Origin of the sequence: Microcoleus sp. T3_D1 (genome assembly GCF_036700405.1) — a bacterium.
Taxonomy (GTDB): Bacteria; Cyanobacteriota; Cyanobacteriia; order Cyanobacteriales; family Microcoleaceae; genus Microcoleus.
Genome location: NZ_JAUBOV010000084.1, coordinates 1 through 15,396, shown reverse-complemented (window position 1 = coordinate 15,396; position 15,396 = coordinate 1). Strand labels below are relative to the sequence as shown.

Genomic DNA, 15,396 nt, shown 5'->3' with positions numbered 1-15,396 from the left:
GGGTGAGCGATCGGACATGATAGGAGTTAATTAGCGAGAGGGCTGGGAGTCATGGTAGGCATGGGAACCAAACTCACTTTAGCAGAATTTCTAGCTTTGCCCGACCCAGATATATATTGTGAGTTTGTAGATGGTGAAGCAGTTCCTAAAGTGTCTCCAAAATTTTTTCATTCCAGTTTACAGGGAGCTTTGTGTGGCCTGATTCGTGTATGGTGTAAAGGACGCGGGCGAGTGCTTCCAGAATGGGCAATTTTGTTAAAACGTCAGGATAAAGATTGGGCACCTGTTCCCGATTTAACGTACATTTCTTATGAACGTCTGCCGAAAAGTTGGCGGCGAAATGAAGCTTGTCCCGCAATTCCTGAACTGGTGATTGAGATTATATCGCCGGATAAAAGTATGAAGGAATTTGAAGAGAAGGCGAAAGATTATTTGGCGGCGGGAGTTCCGCGAGTTTGGGTGATTGAGCCAGAAGCTATTTTAATAAAAAGCTTTTTCCCCGATGGTTCTAGTCAAGTTTATACGGATAATACACCGATTGTGGATGAGTTGCTGCCGGGTTTGGAGTTGACGACTAGACAGATTTTTGAAGAGGCGGAGTTGATTGATTGATTGAGGGCGATCGTACTCTGTGCAAGATATCAGTCGTAGGGTGCGTGACAACGGGAAAACTTTGAAGGAGTGGCGGTGGGACTATTGACTGTCACGCACCGCACGCGGGCAAAGCATTGAATAATACACTGTCACCGAAAACGATATCACTTACACTTCTAGACGGATTTTGACTTTTGTCCCAAAAGCTTTGCTGAAGGCTGATTCAACATCGGGAAGTTTTTGAATTGCCATTAGCAAAAGTGGTGTTGACGAGACTTTAATCCGGGCTTCGCCATCATGGATAGCAATCAGTTTTCCGTGCTGTCGCATCAGTTCTTTAGCGCTGCGTGGTGATATGTGAAGCAGCACAGTTTTCCATGTCAGACCTAGCATACTTTGAATTGCTTCTTCCATTTGGCTGAGTGGATCTATTTTCTGAGGCATTAGAGGTAGTTCTAGTTGAATGGGGAAATTCAGTGATTGTCGATTATTGAGACTTGTCATAATGAAAGTTTCCTCTGTGGGTTGACTTTTTAAGCATGACAGCTAGGAATCTCATATATTGGTAGTGAGACAAATCTCATTTTTATGAGAAACGCCTAATATGGATACCAAAAGAATCAGAGAGATTTTCGATACACTACCTTCCAAGCGCCAGCAGGTACTCTTGAGAGTGTTAGCGGGTGAGAGTAAGGCAAAAATTGCCTGTGATATTTGTGATGGGAGCACAGATGCTGTACAGCAGAATTTGAGACAGCTTTATAGGTGCTTTGAGATTCAAGATGAAAGAGAACGTAAACTACCAGGGTTAATTGCTCTGTTTGCCAAGTCAATGCCTGAGTTGATAGGTGTTGGTAATTCTCAAGGGATTAACGAATCGCAGCCATCAGTCTATGATGATGAGACTTGGGTAGGTGGTGAGGAACCGAAAATCGCAAACCCAAGCACCAGTGTCGATCAATCGACCGTGCAGAGGTTGGAAGGCGGGCGGGCAATTCGGCAAGATAACTTTGTTGCACTTTATAAGGGTGTGGGGATAGATGACTCGGAAGTGCAGGTTGACAATAACCTATTGCCACAGACAAAGGCAATTCCAGAGTTTTCACAATATGACTCTTTCTGGGTAGGTGGTGAGGAAGGTCGCGAGAAGCTGGTCAAACAACTGAGCGATCGGCTTCGTGGGTCGTGTCGCTTATTACTCATCCTCGGTTTAACAGGCATAGGTAAAACTGCCCTGGCTGAAAGATTGGCAGTGGAGTTACAAGACTGGTTACAGGAAGATTGGAAGAACAGGTGGCGGATAGCAAATTTTGACAAGGGGAAAGCCACAGACTTTGTTAGTGTCGCCAAGAATTGGCTATACGAGTGGTATGGGGAAGGTTCACCAGAAGATAACAAGCCAGAACGATTGTTTGACAAGTTAGTGAAACACCTGCGCGAGAATCAGGTGCTTGTGCTGATTGATTCTCTGGAGAACCTGTTAAAGGAAAATCAAGAAGGAGGCTGGGGTGATTTCGTCGATGAGTGGTGGGAAAAATTATTTTTGACCGTATTATCAGCAGAATCTTGCCAAAGTCGGTTAATCATCACATCACAGGATCGCCCAGTTAATTTGGTAGATTTCCGTTACAAGAATTTCTGGCATCAACAAATCTTGTACGGGCTGGACGAATCGGAGCAGGTGGCATTATTCAAGACAACAGGGCTAGATATTAGTCCTGAGTTAGCGAATAGACTTCTATTGTTGAGAATTGGCAAAGCTTACAAGGGTCATCCTCTAGTTTTGCGGGTAATTAGCGGGGAAATTAAAAATGAGCCTTTTAATGGGAATGTGCAAGCCTACTGGAATGATATCTGCGACAAGATAAAAGACGTAGAAAAGGCTCTAGCAGAGGCAGAGCAAGGAAAAGTTTTGGGAGAAAAAGACGAGTGGGAGTTACATAAACTCACAAGGGAAGTGCGATATCAAGTGAACAAAAAACGTTTGCAAATTGTATTTGACCGATTGGAAAAGCAGGTCAAGGACGCTTATATATTGCTTTGTGCGGCTTCTGTGTATCGCGCTCCAGTACAAGAGGAGGGGTGGCTGATGCAGTTAGTAAACTTGGTGAAGCGTTTAGAAGCTCAAGAGTGTAGCGAAGTGCGGAAAGACAAAGCTCTAGAGGAATTGTGCAATCGCTACCTACTTGAGGAATCAGTTAATCACAATAATAAGCGGGTTTTAGGGCAACACAATTTAGTTCGCAGTGTGGCGCTAGAACACTATAAAAAGTTAGTGCAAACTTTGAAACATGAGGTTAAGTCACTATGACGATTAATGAATTAAGTTCAGGGCTATTGCTTTTTGCCAAGCTAGGAATCGATATAGATGAAGTTCCGATTGAGCAAATTGCCGGATACACCGCAGTACAATACTACCTCACGGTTGAGGACGATCCACCACCTGATGCTACCAATTTAGACAAAGTGCGGCGCTATCTGGAAGCGTTCTACCATCTCTGCGAAGTGGAAGACTGGGAAAGAGCTAGTGAAATCCTTTTTACTTCTTTAGATACACAAACAAATCAAACTTTACACAATCAACTGGGTAATTGGGGATACTATTTAGAACAAATCGAAGTTTATAACCTGATTTTACATAAGTTGACATCGCCAAGAGTTAATTCGGCTTTTTTAAATGGTCTGGGAAATGCGTATCAAGCTTTAGGAAAATATGAAATAGCGATTGAATACAATCAGCAAGCCTTGAGTATTGCACTGGAAACTCAAGACCGCCATTTAGAAGGGATAGTTTTGGCAAGTCTCGGAAATACTTATTTATCTCAAAGAAAGTTTTCCAAAACAATGAATTGCTATCAGGATAGTTTAGCTATTGCACGGCAAATCCCAGACCGTCGTATGGAAGGCGTGGCACTAACAAATTTGGGCGGTTTTTACCATATCCAGGGTAACTCTACTCAAGCAATAGAGTATTTAAAGCAAGGTTTACTCATTGCACACGAAATTTCAGATCGCCAACTTGAAGGAGCAGCATTAGGAGGTTTAGGAGTGGTTTACCGCTCTCGTAAAGAATATGCTACAGCTATGCAATGCCTACTGGAAAGCATGAATATAATGCAAGACATTCAATACAGTAAAGGTGTGGAAAAGTCTTTTATGAATGTGGGTGCATTTTACCGCCGTCTCAAAGATTATACTAATGCGGTTGAGTGTCACAATCAGCATTTATCAAAAGCAAAAGAAAGACAAGACCCATTGGGTCAGAGACAGGCACTAGCAGATTTGGGATGGATTTATTACCTACAAGGGGATTACGATCGAGCCATTAATTTTTACCAGGCAAGTTTGAGCATTGTGCGACAAATAAAAAGCGACATTGAAGGAGAGTTTTTGGTCTTGTTTGGTCTGGGAACAACTTATGTAGCTTCAAAAGATTATGTCAAAGCAATTGAGTGCTATCAGCAGGCTTTACCAATTGTGCGACAGATGGGCAACCAGGGAGAAATAGCTGTATTATTGGGTATTGCAGAAGCTTATAAGGAACTAAAAAGCTATCCTAAAGCTATAGAGTATTATCAGCTAATATTAATTCTTCTAAGTGAAGTCAATAACAGTGAAGCGGAAATCTTGGCTCTGGTTAGTGTGGGAGGTATTTACTCTGAGCAAAAAGATTACATAAAAGCAAACAATTGTTACGAGCAGATGTTGTCAGTTGCAAAACAGACTGGCGATCGCCAAATGGAAACAGTAGCATTGGCTCGTTTGGGTTCTAATCATAAAAAGCTGCAAGACAAAACCAAAGCTATTGAATTTTATAAGCAAGCTTTACCAATAGCCAAAGAATTAGGAGAACGCGGAAGAGAGATAGCAATATTGATTGATTTAGTATTTATTTATGCCGAGACAGAAAAATATAGTCAACTATGGGATGCTTTATTTCAACTTAGTTTTAAACACTGGTTAGTTATACCTTCGATAATTTTATTATCAATAATACTGATGGTAGGTGGGGCAGTCTCTGCTCTCATATCAATTATTATATTTATGGGAATTACCATCGGCGTTAGCATTATTTTTAGCATTTTACTTTGGCAAATTCTACAAATATGCTTTTCTGCCAAAAAAGCTCTATCGACTAAATCTAATTATGGCAATTATGTAGACAAAAAATCAAAATTTGAGTGAGGTTAATTTTTTTATTCGGGCGATCGCGCCCTCTCCATCGCCACAGAATTAGGCATCCCCCTAGCAAAAGAGTGTCAGGAATTAAAGAAACGATTACTGACGGAACAAACATGACTTATGATGTGTGGCTATCTACATAGAAGATGCAATAGCGATATTCCTCAAAATGACTAAGAGCGATCGCCATTCGCAGACACTTCTCAATCTACGTGCAGCAGCGAAGCGTCTGCTACACGCTACGCTAACGCTATCGCCATAAATCCAAGAGAACCGTAAATCTGATAATATAATAGTTAGGCGATCGTCAATACCACCTTGATAATTGAAAAAGTTAGCTCAAATGCCAGTTATTTCTCAGTTTTACGGTATCCTAATCAGGATGTTTTACAACGACCACGTACCACCTCATTTTCATGCTATCTACGGAGAATATGAATTAATCGTAGGTATTTCTCCTATTACTATTCTTGAAGGTAAAGCACCAAATCGTGTCAGGTCGATGATTTTGGAATGGACAGCACTTCATCAAGAAGAACTATCGGAAAACTGGAACCGTTGCCGTCAAGGTGAACAACCATCGCCAATTGCTCCCTTGGAATAAAGGAAAAATTAATATGCTGTATCAAATCAAAAAAATTACCATAGAAAACGAACATAAATTGCATATTGATTATGCAAATGGTGGTAGTATAGTTGTTGATTTTAACCCGATAATTGAGACAGGTGGTATTTTAGCCAAGCTTGCCGATGCTGAATTTTTTGCCCAAGTTTCTATTGGCGAGAATGGTCGATACATTCAATGGCCTGGAGAAATAGAATTTTGTGCCGATTCTCTCTGGTTTCAATCTCACCCAAGCGAAAATAAATTTCAGGAATTGAAGGGACAATTACTGAGCGAAAAAACATAAGCTGTGACGCATTGGTAATGCTCGTCAATAATTATCTACCATCTTTTTCAAGGGCTGTATGTCCTTGATTCTATCTGTGCTCTGATGGGTTGTCTCCCCGTCAGCCCGCTAACCTTCCCGCACCATCCATACCAAAAACCCCAAAATTTGCTCCACAGGAGGAAGTGGATAATCAATCAAGTCAATTGTCACAGTTTGCCCTTCGAGTTTGAGGAATCGCCACTGAGTGCCATTGCTTACCACACCATAAATTATGGCAATCGGCTTTTTCTTAGCCTCATTAAATTTTTGTGCTGCCACCATTTCAGCAATACATTGCCCGAATCCTGTTCTGAGGTCAGATTTTTTTGCCTCCACAATGATGACGGCCGGTGCTTCGATTTCTAGAATTTCTTCGGAACGGCTAAAGAGAAAATCACACACGCCGTTCAGTCCTATTGATTCGTCTACTGTGAAGTCTTCTCCAGAAAATAAGCTGACTCGCCGCTGTAAAATTCGTCTCGCTTCTAGCAAAACAGGGAAAATAATTCCCTCAGAACGAGCTTTTTCGCTGGCGGATGAGGCAAACGGCAGGCTTTCTTCCAAAAAGGCAGTCAGTGTTTGTGAGGGGGAAATAGGGTCAATGTTAGGCAAAAAACGAACTGCTTCTACAGTGGTTAGATTAAATGATTCCTTGACTTTACCGATTGTGGTGAAAGAACTGTAGGGCATAGGGATTAACAGTATAAATTGAATGGCTAACTATACTTAAACTCACAGAGATTCATTGAGTTGTTTTTGTCCCTCTTCAGGCTGTACTTGCTTGTGCAAACTAATTTTGTCGCCCACTTCATACCCCGAATTAAAACCGGCCTCGCTGCTGACTTGAGAATCTGTTCTCGTTCTAATTTTAACCCCTCGGCCCTCTAGATAATCCGCGATCGCCTGTTGATTTTTCTCAAACATCGATCGCACAACAATCCCTGGAGTCGCCGCCACATCCCCCGAACCCGGAATCCCCGACTCTTCCATCTCCTGTTTTTGTTCCAACAATCTTTGTCTCAACCTTGTCGCGCATCCAACCCGAAAAGCATTCAGATACGCCAACCCCCTGCCGTTTCCTTTGCGGTATTTAGCCCTTTTTTCAATCGCAGAACTCAAATACTCGTACAGATGTTTGCAAACAATCAGGTTTGTATAAGTTCCCACCAAAAACATACTGCCATTATAAGTATTTCGCATGGCAGTGCAACCGTTAGCGTCGGCAATTCCTGAAAGCAGCATCATTTTCCAAGTGACAAATTTCGATGTTGTTTCAACTGAGTTTTCGTCAATCTCTTCTTGGTGATTTGGCCCTAAATCCGCGAGGCTGAGATTGTACTGTGCCAGTAAAAGGGAAGCTTTTTCGGCGGCAGCAGTCGATTCATTTTCATTGGATGAGGTGGCGAGGGCTAAAAGCTTTTTGATTCTTTCGACAATACTTGTGTCTGGCATTTTTCAATCGGTTTTAGGGTGAGAGTATGTGGTGGCAAGAATTTGGGTGAATTCCTATTTTATACCAATTTAATGTGAAGTTGCACATATCTCGATCCCCCTAAATCCCCCTTAAGAAGGGGGACTTTGATCGGAATCTTGTCCCCCCCTTATTAAGGGGGGCTAGGGGGGATCGGATTCTACGGGGCCTCATAAAAAATTGGTATTAGTATAGCTGGGAATGTGCGAGGTTTTTTGAGGAGGATTTTTTTGAACCGCAGAGGGCGCAGATGGCGCAGAGAGAGAGAATGAAAGAAAGAAGTTTGCAACTGATGGGCGGATTGGTTACTATTCGAGGACTTCTAGGACTGATTTGGGCAGCAATTTATCTTTAAACCAGACTACTTTTGCTGGCACGTCATTTACATTCACTCCGGCTTTTTCTAAATTCAGCCGTTCGGAAATAGCTAAAATCAAGTTATCGCATTCAGACTTCTGTACTTGGGCAAATTTCTTTTGCAAATACTCCGGCCGCCAATAGCCCACTATTTCTAATAAAAACACTCGCCCGTCGGGATGCACTAACCGAAAGTCGGGAATCATCACGCTACCTGGAATCGGAATTAAATCAACTTCTCGCTCTAGTTGCCACTCGGTTTTTGTGGAATTCCATCTTTCAGCAAATGCGGCTTCTAACATACTATCATAAGGCTTGCCAGGGGGATAGTGGCTGACTAAACCGCAGTCGGAATTTAGGGTAAATTTACCTGTTTTCAAAACGCCGCTAAAAGGGTCTTTTGTGTGCAGTGTCGAGTGCATACTCCATTTGGTGACGTGCAGCAGTGCGGGCAGCATTTTCGCGAGGGCTAAGCCGTAGCGGGTACTGGGTTTGAATAAGCTTGTAGGGCCGTCTATTGTCAGTGTAAAACCGTGATCTGCATCGCCTTCGATGTAAGTCATTAATTGAAATAGTTTCAGATAGCGAAATAAGAGTTTGTATTCTCCTGGATCGTTGCGGTGGGCGGTTAATTGCACTTGACTTGCTCGGTAAAATATGCCTTGAACTTGAGAAAGATTGTATTTGTGAAGCAAGTTTTCGGGTGTTGGTGCATTAAACTCAGTGAGGATTTTGTTTTCGTTTAAATCTGCGTATAAACCTGTAGTGATTTCGTGAGGAAAAACTTCTCTGTTTAACTCTTGGCTGAGTTCACTTGCTACTTTTTCCAGGGTTAATTGAGTAGATTGAGGGCTGGGAGTCGATCGCGCCGACAATGCAAAAACCCGCTGTCTCAACTCTGAGGGTTCTAGGGGACTGATGACTTCTAAGGTGCAGAAACCGCTTTTCAGCAGGTGCGCTAATCCCCGTTTCAGCCGATAATCCGGGCTGTCGCCTTCTAATTCTAGCAAGCGTCCGTCGAGCTCGCCTTGGGTTTTGCCGATCGACTCTTGAAAGCAGTCGATCGTTTCGGTAGCTGCTTCTAAGTTTTTAGCATCTATCTTGAGGCGGAGAGGGATGATTGATTCCCCGTTTTGGCGGTGACTTAATAAATCAGTGGGTAACATAAGCAGTGAAAAGTTTTACTCAATTTTTTGTTCAACAATCACCATAACTCCCCTAAGTTTTCCCTCTTCTGTCAAGCTTTGGGTAGTCCGAATTCGGCGATCGGAACTGACGAGATTGATGGTTTCAACAGCCCTCAGAATGCCAGTTGCTTTGTCCCATATTTGAAAAATTATCAAATTCTCTCCAACTTCTGTCGCTAGTGTCTTGTAGTTGGAAAAAACCGAGTCTGGACTTTCAATTTGCACTTGCCCTTCACCGACAACATGACCAACAAAATTTTGGGTTTCACTCTTGCCGTTAGCATAAGTTTGAACGTTAGTTTGCCTCCACTGGTTGTCAACAATTTTCTGGGTTAACACGGCTGTAAAACGCATGGTTTCCTTGCAGTCTGCATCGAGTCTTGTCCAGTCTCCCTCCCAAACTCCTGTATGTTGGGGGAAAACTTTAAAGTTAGTTATTTGTGCAGTTTCGCTCATTTTTAGGCAATGTAAATTAGTTGTTGATGATATTTTATTCCAGCTTCATCTAATTTTACTGTAGCCAAAATCATAGAAGAGGATATTACTCAAAGACCTCTAATTTAGGAGGTGCAGCCTAAAATTGCGTGTCGGTATGAGTAGGAACCTATTTCGTAGGTTGAGTTGACGATCGGAAACCGAACAGCCGTTTACTAGGTTGGGTCTCCTTTCGCGAAACCCAACCTAAATATTTTCCAACTTAACAGTTGGATTGTGAACAAGCGATCGGTACTATGGCTTGGACAGACTCACCAGACCAAAATTCTCCAAAAACCGATCGAAGGTGATGGCCACAAACCCATCCTTAGTGTTAGAACTCGGATCTTCCGATGCCCTGGCGCCCTTTCCATTGTCTGTCCCCCAGGGGTTCCGCAGTAGGAGCATCTTTTGGCCATTAGTCTCATAGGCATTGTGGATACTGTAGGCATGACCACCAACCAACACATTGTCAGATCGCTTCTCGGCATCAGGGACTGTCCCAGCCGCGACATAGCGACCCTGATTCAAGGTATCTTGAATCCGTTGAAAAGTTTGATCGCGCGTAATACTTCCTAATAGATTACCTTCGCCCTCCTCATCTGAAAACTCTATCAAAGAATATTGTGGAGCCGCTTCGGAGGGCTTCAACACAATCTCTTCGGTCCCCTTACCCGTGACCCGTTTGAGGGCAATCCCCGCTAGATCGCCATTCCCTGTCGCATCATAGCCATTGCGACCGGTCTCCTCACCCCGGAACTTGGCGTAAGCACGTTCAAAAATGGGGGCCCAGATGGGTTGCCCCGACGCTTGGCTCGGCTTGACGTCATCCGGGTTCCACTTCACCCCAAACACTAAATCTTTGTTGGTCACCACCTGGTTGTCCACGGTGACCGTCCGCGGTTGGCCTGTTACGTAGTTGTAGAACTGGAGGGTATAGTTGTTACCATCGCTCGTAATGAGATTGTTGAGCACTACACTCTGCTTGGAGGCAGCCTGGCTGGGATCTTCGATCTTGCCGAACGTGGCCGCCAGGGCTGCAAGAAAGGCGCAGTTGCCGAATTGTCCTTGGTTCAGGGCAGGGAGTTGAATCGGCAGGGCTAGACCGCCCGTTAGAGGGGCATAGACTAATTCATGAGCCGTATCTTCTTGGAGACCGGTATCAGCCCGCTGCCCCTTTTCGAGAAAGAGGGGTGGGGGCAACAGAGTGTCAGCACCCGCACTGGGTACCACGTTTGCCACCGAAGTCCCCGTCACCGTCGCATTCAGAGTATAGTCCCCCAAACCCGGAGCATCCACGCTGGAGGCAAACACCACATATTGACCCCCCTGTTCCGTGGTGAAACTCACCTGGGCATTGAAGTCTCCGTCGCTGGTGTTAATGTCATCGTTTTCAACGACCACTTCGCCCGTGAGCAGATCCACCACCGTTAGATAAGCATCGAAATCCTCCGATTCTTGAGTCACAGTCACCGTTGACCCAGCACCCAGTTCCGGCAGGAGATAGGGATCGGCATAGTTTTCCAGATCGTTGGGATCGAAGTCATCGTTTTGAGTCAAGGTGCCGGCTGTGGGGATGCCCGGGAAAAGCGGGTCATAGTGTTCAATGTCCACCCGGCTGCCCGGTTCGGAAATGGCAGCAATTTTGTAGGGCGTTGCCGCCCCTGGGGCGGTGACATTGACGTAATAGGTACCGGGGTTGATGTTATCTTCCTGGATTTCATTCGTCCCCTGGGCAAAAATCTCATCCGCATCCAACTGGTTGTTGCTATTGCGATCGCTCCAGACGGTCAAATTTAGATCCGCCTCCTGGTAATCGGTAAACAGATCCAAATACCCCGCGTTGAGCACTTCCAGGCGATAGGCATCCACTGCATCAGTGCCGCCCACATAATCGTGCAATTCCACTTCACCGTCTGGCGACAGCAGGCGTGCCGTGCTGGGTCGATCGCCCGCCCGATCGGGGGCTACAGTTCCGGCAACACCGGCCAAACTCAGGCTGTAGTTGGTGTTGCCTTCATATGCCTCCACCGATAGGAAATATTTACCCGGATCTAAGGTGACGTTCTCGATGGTTTCATTCGCAGCGCCCGATTTTGCCGAGGAAGAGATGATTTCATCTCCTCCCAATTCCCCATCGTCGTTCAAATCCTGATAGAGTGCCAGATCCGCATCTGCGCTCAAGCCACTCAAGCCAAAGTTAACAATGCTCGTTTCCGTTACCTGGAATTGGAAAAAGTCGGCATAATCTTCATCGCTCACTGCTCCCTGAAGGTTAGCTCCCCCGGGCACTGAACCCAGCGCTGTAGCTCCCGCTTCCGTATCGTCCAGTGTCGCTTTGACGGTACTGAATAAGCCTGTCAGGCGATCGGGGCTGACTCCCAGCGCCCGCGCCAAGATCGCACCAGTTGCTTTCAACCGAATGAAAGTGTCGGCTCCATTGGCTTCCAGCGTTACGTCGGCTTCAGTCAGGGCATCGCCTGCTCCATCCGTCAGAGCAATAACATCGCCCTCTTCATCGCTGAAGTCGGCGATCGTATCGGCGAGAGCCGGATTAGTTATAGCATCAGCGACATCCAAGACAAAAGCATCGGAACCATCGCCACCAATTAGACTATCAACTCCAGCACCCCCGGCTAGGAAATCGTCTCCCTCTTGACCGAGTAATGTGTCGTTGTTTTGACCGCCATTGACAACATCATTACCGCGTTCTCCCAGGAGATAATCATCTCCAGCATTGCCCAATAGCAGATCGGCTCCGCGTCCGCCTTGTAGGCTGTCGTTCCCGATTCCACCGGCGATCGAGTCCGCTCCATCGTTCCCATAAACACAATCCGGGCGATCGGAGCCGACAATGAAATCTGCTCCTGCGAGCGCTCGAATCCCAAAACCGGCCGGAACTTTGGTATCGATCGTAAAAATATCGACACCGCTGGTCAAATCAAACAAGTTATTGGATGACATGAGTATATGAACCCTTAAAGATGAATGTACGAAGACAGGAGAAATCCCACCAGCAATACCTAGGAATTAGTTAGAGCTGTGAATTAGTTATTGAGCCCAAATCCCGCTGAAATACCCCCTCGATCTCGCTTGTCTGTCCTTGACTACGTTCGAGGATAAAGTCCGGCAGACGTTGTAGTTGGCTCTTGTTAGTTTTAGGTGATAATAAAAATAAAACTTCCCGTGCTACAGCCCGGAAAGCCTGCGTGAGCGAGACGCTCACACTACCCTTTCCACCACCAATTCAGAACAGCCAATTTATTCGTCTACTTAGGAGTTGCTGACGACAATATTGATGAGCTATTGCATCTTTATTAACTCTTATTTTACACAAATATCATACCTTAGATAGATGACTAGGCAATCTGTATAATTATTTAAGGCTTGCTGAATCAGTTGGAAAAGTAAACACTGTATGGGTTCACGGGGTGACAGCCCCGTCAAACTCCTAAGCTTCCCAAAAATCAGTGTCGCAAATGGCACACTGGCGATAAACTACCCGTAAGGATTGCCAAAGCCCCGCCTCTCGTGAGTTTTAGGTGATAATAAAAATAAAACTTTCGGTGGTAAAGGCCCGAAAGCCTGCGTGAGCGAGACGCTTACACTACCGTTTCCACTACAAATCGAGAATAGCCGTATAGTTTGAGGTCAAAATTTTTCAAGAGCCTTTTTCATAAAGGGGCTAACGGAGCTGAATTTGGCATTCTAAGGCTATACACTAAGTTGGCAATATTCAATCTTTATTTTCTTCGTCATAATTTTCTCCCCATTTTGCTGGTGATTCGGCTGCTTTTTTAGTCGCCTCCCGATTAACTCCGTAAATGGGTGTCGGTTTGACAGTTTCTAATTTCTGATATTCTGGCTGCGGCGGTTCGATTTTTGTTTTTACTTGGGGTTTGTGAGGCTGCATTCCTCCTCAGCGGCGTTGGGATGTTCTTCGTCGCGAAGAACGCGAAGGGAAGAGAGAGAAAGAAAGAGAGTCTTCAGAAATAGTTTAAGCTTACTACCAGGGAATTTCATCATTGTCTTCTCCCCATTTTGCGGGTGATTCTGCTGCTTTTTTGGTTGTCTCTCGGTTGACTCCGTAAATGGGTGTCGGTTTGACAATTTCTAATTTCTGATATTCTGGCTTTGGCGGTTCTATTTGTGTTTGTGGTTGGGGTTGGTGAGGCTGCATTCCTCCTCGGCGGCGCTGGGATGTTCTTTCTTCGCTGGTGTCTTCGGTGACGACTTCGTAGAGAATTGCTAACTTATTTACATCGCTGCTTTTGCGGAGAACTCTACCCAATCGCTGAATGTATTCGCGTTCGCTGCCGGTACCTGACAATATGATAGCAATTCTAGCGTCGGGAACGTCCACTCCTTCGTTGAGGACATGGGAAGCGACGAGGGTTTTGTATTCGCCGCTGCGAAAACGATCGAGGATTTCGTGGCGTTCTTTGACTGGGGTTTGGTGGGTTATTGTGGGGATGAGAAATTCTTGGGAAATTCGGTAAACTGTGGCGTTATCTCCGGTGAAAATTAGCGTGCGCTGGGGAGAGTGTTCTGCTAGTATTTTGGCTAAAATTCGCAGCTTTCCTTCGGTACAAAGGGCGATTTCTTTGGCTTGGCGGTGGGCTAGCATGGCGCGCCGTCCCAGGGGCGATCGCGCGCTTGCCATGATAAACTGTTTCCAACCATCGAGGCTAGATATTTTGATGTTAGACTGTTTTAAGAAGTCGTTGCGAATGTTGATTAATTCGGCGTAGCGAGATGCTTCTTCTTGTGACAGTTTTACCATAATTTGAACTATTTTATGGTCGGCTAAAGCATCGCCTGCCAAATCTTCGGGTCTTTTGCTAAATACTGTCGGGCCGATGAGAAAATGCAAATCACTGTGGCGGCCATCTGTGCGATCGGGTGTAGCTGTCAGTCCCAGTCGAAAAGGCGCGATCGCATATTCGGAAATTACTCGATAAAAGTCCGTTGGCAAATGGTGGCATTCGTCAAAAACTAGCAAACCGTATTTATTGCCCAAGGTTTCTGCATGAATACTTGCACTGTCGTAGGTTGCGACTAAAATTGGCGTTTTGTCCCGCGAACCTCCGCCCAACAATCCGATTTCGATGTCGGGAAAAGCTGCTTTTAAATTAGCATACCACTGGTGCATTAAATCGAGAGTTGGTACTACAATTAATGTACTGCGACCAGTGACTTGCATGGCTAATTGTGCCAGATAAGTTTTGCCGGAAGCGGTAGGGAGCACGACTACTCCTTGGCTTCCTGCTTCCTGCCAAGCTGCGAGGGCCTGTTCTTGATGTGGGTAAGGCTGCATTTCCACGCTGGGTACGAGTTCGAGTAGTTCGTATCCCCTCGCTTCGTCGGTGAAGTGAATGCACTCGGCTTGGAGGCATTCTACCAGCGGGCGGTAGTGAATTGCTCGAATGCGGTATTTTTCCACGCGATCGTCCCATGTCGCAAAGTCCACCCAGTCTCTGCCTTTGGGCGGCGGGTGCAGCAATAGAGTTCCGCGATCGAATGTTAAAGTAGGTAAACGTGGCATTGTTTTTGGAGACCTGAGTCGCTGCTGTTAAATTATAATTGACAATCCCCGCGCTGAAGCTGCGGGGATTCTTAAGACCATAATTTAAGTCTTAAAGGCGCTGAGTTAGAGTCGATTAGGGAGTTACCCCCCTAACCTCTCCTTCAGAACCGTGCGTGAGACTTTCACCTCACACGGCTCCTTGATAATTCCATCCTTGGTACGGATACGATTCAAGACCAACTATCAGGTTTTAACACTTCCTTTAGAGCGTATTGACCCGTCTGTTGCTGTCTTTGTGTCGTGGCAGTGTTTGTGTAGAAGTTGTAAGTTATCGTAGGTATCTTTTCCACCTAACGAGATTGGTTTAATATGGTCAACTTCTACAATGTCTATACTGGTAAGGTATAAACCACAGTGAGGACAAATACCCTTTTGACGCTTGATTAATGATGCAACCCTGTTGGGTGTTTCTGGGTATTCACCTCTACGCTTGCTCCAATAAATCCAGTTTCCATCAAATGGACTGGCTTCACCTTTGACTTTTGTATGCCTTACGATTGGCGTACTTGCATGGGTGAGTAATTCCACTCCGTTTTCTGTACTGAAACACCAATTACGGTCGCTTACTGTTCTCCAGTATTTCTCCTTGTTGATGTTCCCTTTTCCCCTACT

General features: G+C 45.2%; 14 protein-coding genes. 5 read left to right on the top strand and 9 right to left on the bottom strand.

Going from position 1 to position 15,396, the window contains the following annotated elements; genetic code table 11:
• The first annotated feature begins 60 nt into the window (after positions 1-60).
• Positions 61-612 (top strand): Uma2 family endonuclease, encoded by a 552-nt coding sequence (locus QT992_RS27610; protein ID WP_333340660.1) that lies wholly within the window; start codon positions 61-63, stop codon positions 610-612.
• 150 nt (positions 613-762) lie between these two features.
• Here QT992_RS27610 and QT992_RS27605 read toward each other — a convergent pair whose 3' ends face one another.
• Positions 763-1,098: a hypothetical protein gene (locus tag QT992_RS27605; protein ID WP_333319539.1), complete on the bottom strand. Its 336-nt coding sequence runs from the start codon at positions 1,096-1,098 to the stop codon at positions 763-765.
• Positions 1,099-1,198: 100 nt separating this feature from the next.
• Here QT992_RS27605 and QT992_RS27600 point away from each other — a divergent pair, with 100 nt between their 5' ends.
• The 4 genes from QT992_RS27600 (at position 1,199) to QT992_RS27585 (ending at position 5,687) form a co-directional block, all read left to right on the top strand.
• The gene (locus tag QT992_RS27600; protein ID WP_333378207.1) at positions 1,199-2,905 is read left to right on the top strand and encodes an NB-ARC domain-containing protein; all 1,707 of its coding nucleotides are present in this window, start codon (positions 1,199-1,201) and stop codon (positions 2,903-2,905) included.
• Positions 2,902-4,779, top strand: a complete 1,878-nt coding sequence (locus QT992_RS27595; RefSeq protein ID WP_333319543.1) for a tetratricopeptide repeat protein — start codon at positions 2,902-2,904, stop codon at positions 4,777-4,779. The genes QT992_RS27600 and QT992_RS27595 overlap by 4 nt, the downstream gene beginning before the upstream one ends.
• 340 nt (positions 4,780-5,119) lie before the next feature.
• Complete coding sequence (locus QT992_RS27590) at positions 5,120-5,380, top strand: DUF4160 domain-containing protein (protein ID WP_333319545.1); 261 nt, start codon at positions 5,120-5,122, stop codon at positions 5,378-5,380.
• Between the two features lie 13 nt (positions 5,381-5,393).
• Complete coding sequence (locus QT992_RS27585; RefSeq protein ID WP_333086278.1) at positions 5,394-5,687, top strand: DUF2442 domain-containing protein; 294 nt, start codon at positions 5,394-5,396, stop codon at positions 5,685-5,687.
• 108 nt (positions 5,688-5,795) lie between these two features.
• Here the strand turns inward: QT992_RS27585 and QT992_RS27580 are convergent, their stop codons facing one another.
• The 8 genes from QT992_RS27580 to QT992_RS27545 form a co-directional block, all read right to left on the bottom strand.
• Positions 5,796-6,398 (bottom strand): hypothetical protein, encoded by a 603-nt coding sequence (locus QT992_RS27580; protein WP_333319547.1) that lies wholly within the window; start codon positions 6,396-6,398, stop codon positions 5,796-5,798.
• Between the two features lie 42 nt (positions 6,399-6,440).
• Positions 6,441-7,160, bottom strand: coding sequence for a DUF2786 domain-containing protein (locus QT992_RS27575; RefSeq protein WP_333340653.1), 720 nt, complete (start codon positions 7,158-7,160; stop codon positions 6,441-6,443).
• Between the two features lie 327 nt (positions 7,161-7,487).
• A complete protein-coding gene (locus QT992_RS27570; RefSeq protein WP_333340650.1) occupies positions 7,488-8,702 on the bottom strand; it encodes a DUF790 family protein in 1,215 nt (404 codons plus the stop codon).
• A gap of 15 nt (positions 8,703-8,717) precedes the next feature.
• The gene (locus QT992_RS27565) at positions 8,718-9,179 is read right to left on the bottom strand and encodes a DUF3598 family protein (protein WP_333319555.1); all 462 of its coding nucleotides are present in this window, start codon (positions 9,177-9,179) and stop codon (positions 8,718-8,720) included.
• 273 nt (positions 9,180-9,452) lie between these two features.
• Entirely contained in the window at positions 9,453-12,161 is a 2,709-nt protein-coding gene (locus QT992_RS27560; protein WP_333340646.1) for a C2 family cysteine protease, read from the bottom strand.
• 772 nt (positions 12,162-12,933) lie between these two features.
• Positions 12,934-13,110, bottom strand: coding sequence for a hypothetical protein (locus QT992_RS27555; RefSeq protein ID WP_333319559.1), 177 nt, complete (start codon positions 13,108-13,110; stop codon positions 12,934-12,936).
• 93 nt (positions 13,111-13,203) lie between these two features.
• On the bottom strand, positions 13,204-14,742 hold the full coding sequence (locus QT992_RS27550) for a DEAD/DEAH box helicase family protein (protein WP_333340643.1): 1,539 nt from the start codon (positions 14,740-14,742) through the stop codon (positions 13,204-13,206).
• A gap of 225 nt (positions 14,743-14,967) precedes the next feature.
• Positions 14,968-15,396: HNH endonuclease signature motif containing protein (locus QT992_RS27545; RefSeq protein WP_333340640.1), on the bottom strand; the 429-nt coding region annotated here is incomplete at its 5' end.

Bases quoted from the DNA above. Each gene is read 5' to 3' on its own strand.
- QT992_RS27610 (WP_333340660.1), top strand. From the start codon at position 61: ATGGGAACCAAACTCACTTTAGCAGAATTTCTAGCTTTGCCCGACCCA.
- QT992_RS27605 (WP_333319539.1), bottom strand. From the start codon at position 1,098: ATGACAAGTCTCAATAATCGACAATCACTGAATTTCCCCATTCAACTA.
- QT992_RS27600 (WP_333378207.1), top strand. From the start codon at position 1,199: ATGGATACCAAAAGAATCAGAGAGATTTTCGATACACTACCTTCCAAG.
- QT992_RS27595 (WP_333319543.1), top strand. From the start codon at position 2,902: ATGACGATTAATGAATTAAGTTCAGGGCTATTGCTTTTTGCCAAGCTA.
- QT992_RS27590 (WP_333319545.1), top strand. From the start codon at position 5,120: ATGCCAGTTATTTCTCAGTTTTACGGTATCCTAATCAGGATGTTTTAC.
- QT992_RS27585 (WP_333086278.1), top strand. From the start codon at position 5,394: ATGCTGTATCAAATCAAAAAAATTACCATAGAAAACGAACATAAATTG.
- QT992_RS27580 (WP_333319547.1), bottom strand. From the start codon at position 6,398: ATGCCCTACAGTTCTTTCACCACAATCGGTAAAGTCAAGGAATCATTT.
- QT992_RS27575 (WP_333340653.1), bottom strand. From the start codon at position 7,160: ATGCCAGACACAAGTATTGTCGAAAGAATCAAAAAGCTTTTAGCCCTC.
- QT992_RS27570 (WP_333340650.1), bottom strand. From the start codon at position 8,702: ATGTTACCCACTGATTTATTAAGTCACCGCCAAAACGGGGAATCAATC.
- QT992_RS27565 (WP_333319555.1), bottom strand. From the start codon at position 9,179: ATGAGCGAAACTGCACAAATAACTAACTTTAAAGTTTTCCCCCAACAT.
- QT992_RS27560 (WP_333340646.1), bottom strand. From the start codon at position 12,161: ATGTCATCCAATAACTTGTTTGATTTGACCAGCGGTGTCGATATTTTT.
- QT992_RS27555 (WP_333319559.1), bottom strand. From the start codon at position 13,110: ATGCAGCCTCACAAACCCCAAGTAAAAACAAAAATCGAACCGCCGCAG.
- QT992_RS27550 (WP_333340643.1), bottom strand. From the start codon at position 14,742: ATGCCACGTTTACCTACTTTAACATTCGATCGCGGAACTCTATTGCTG.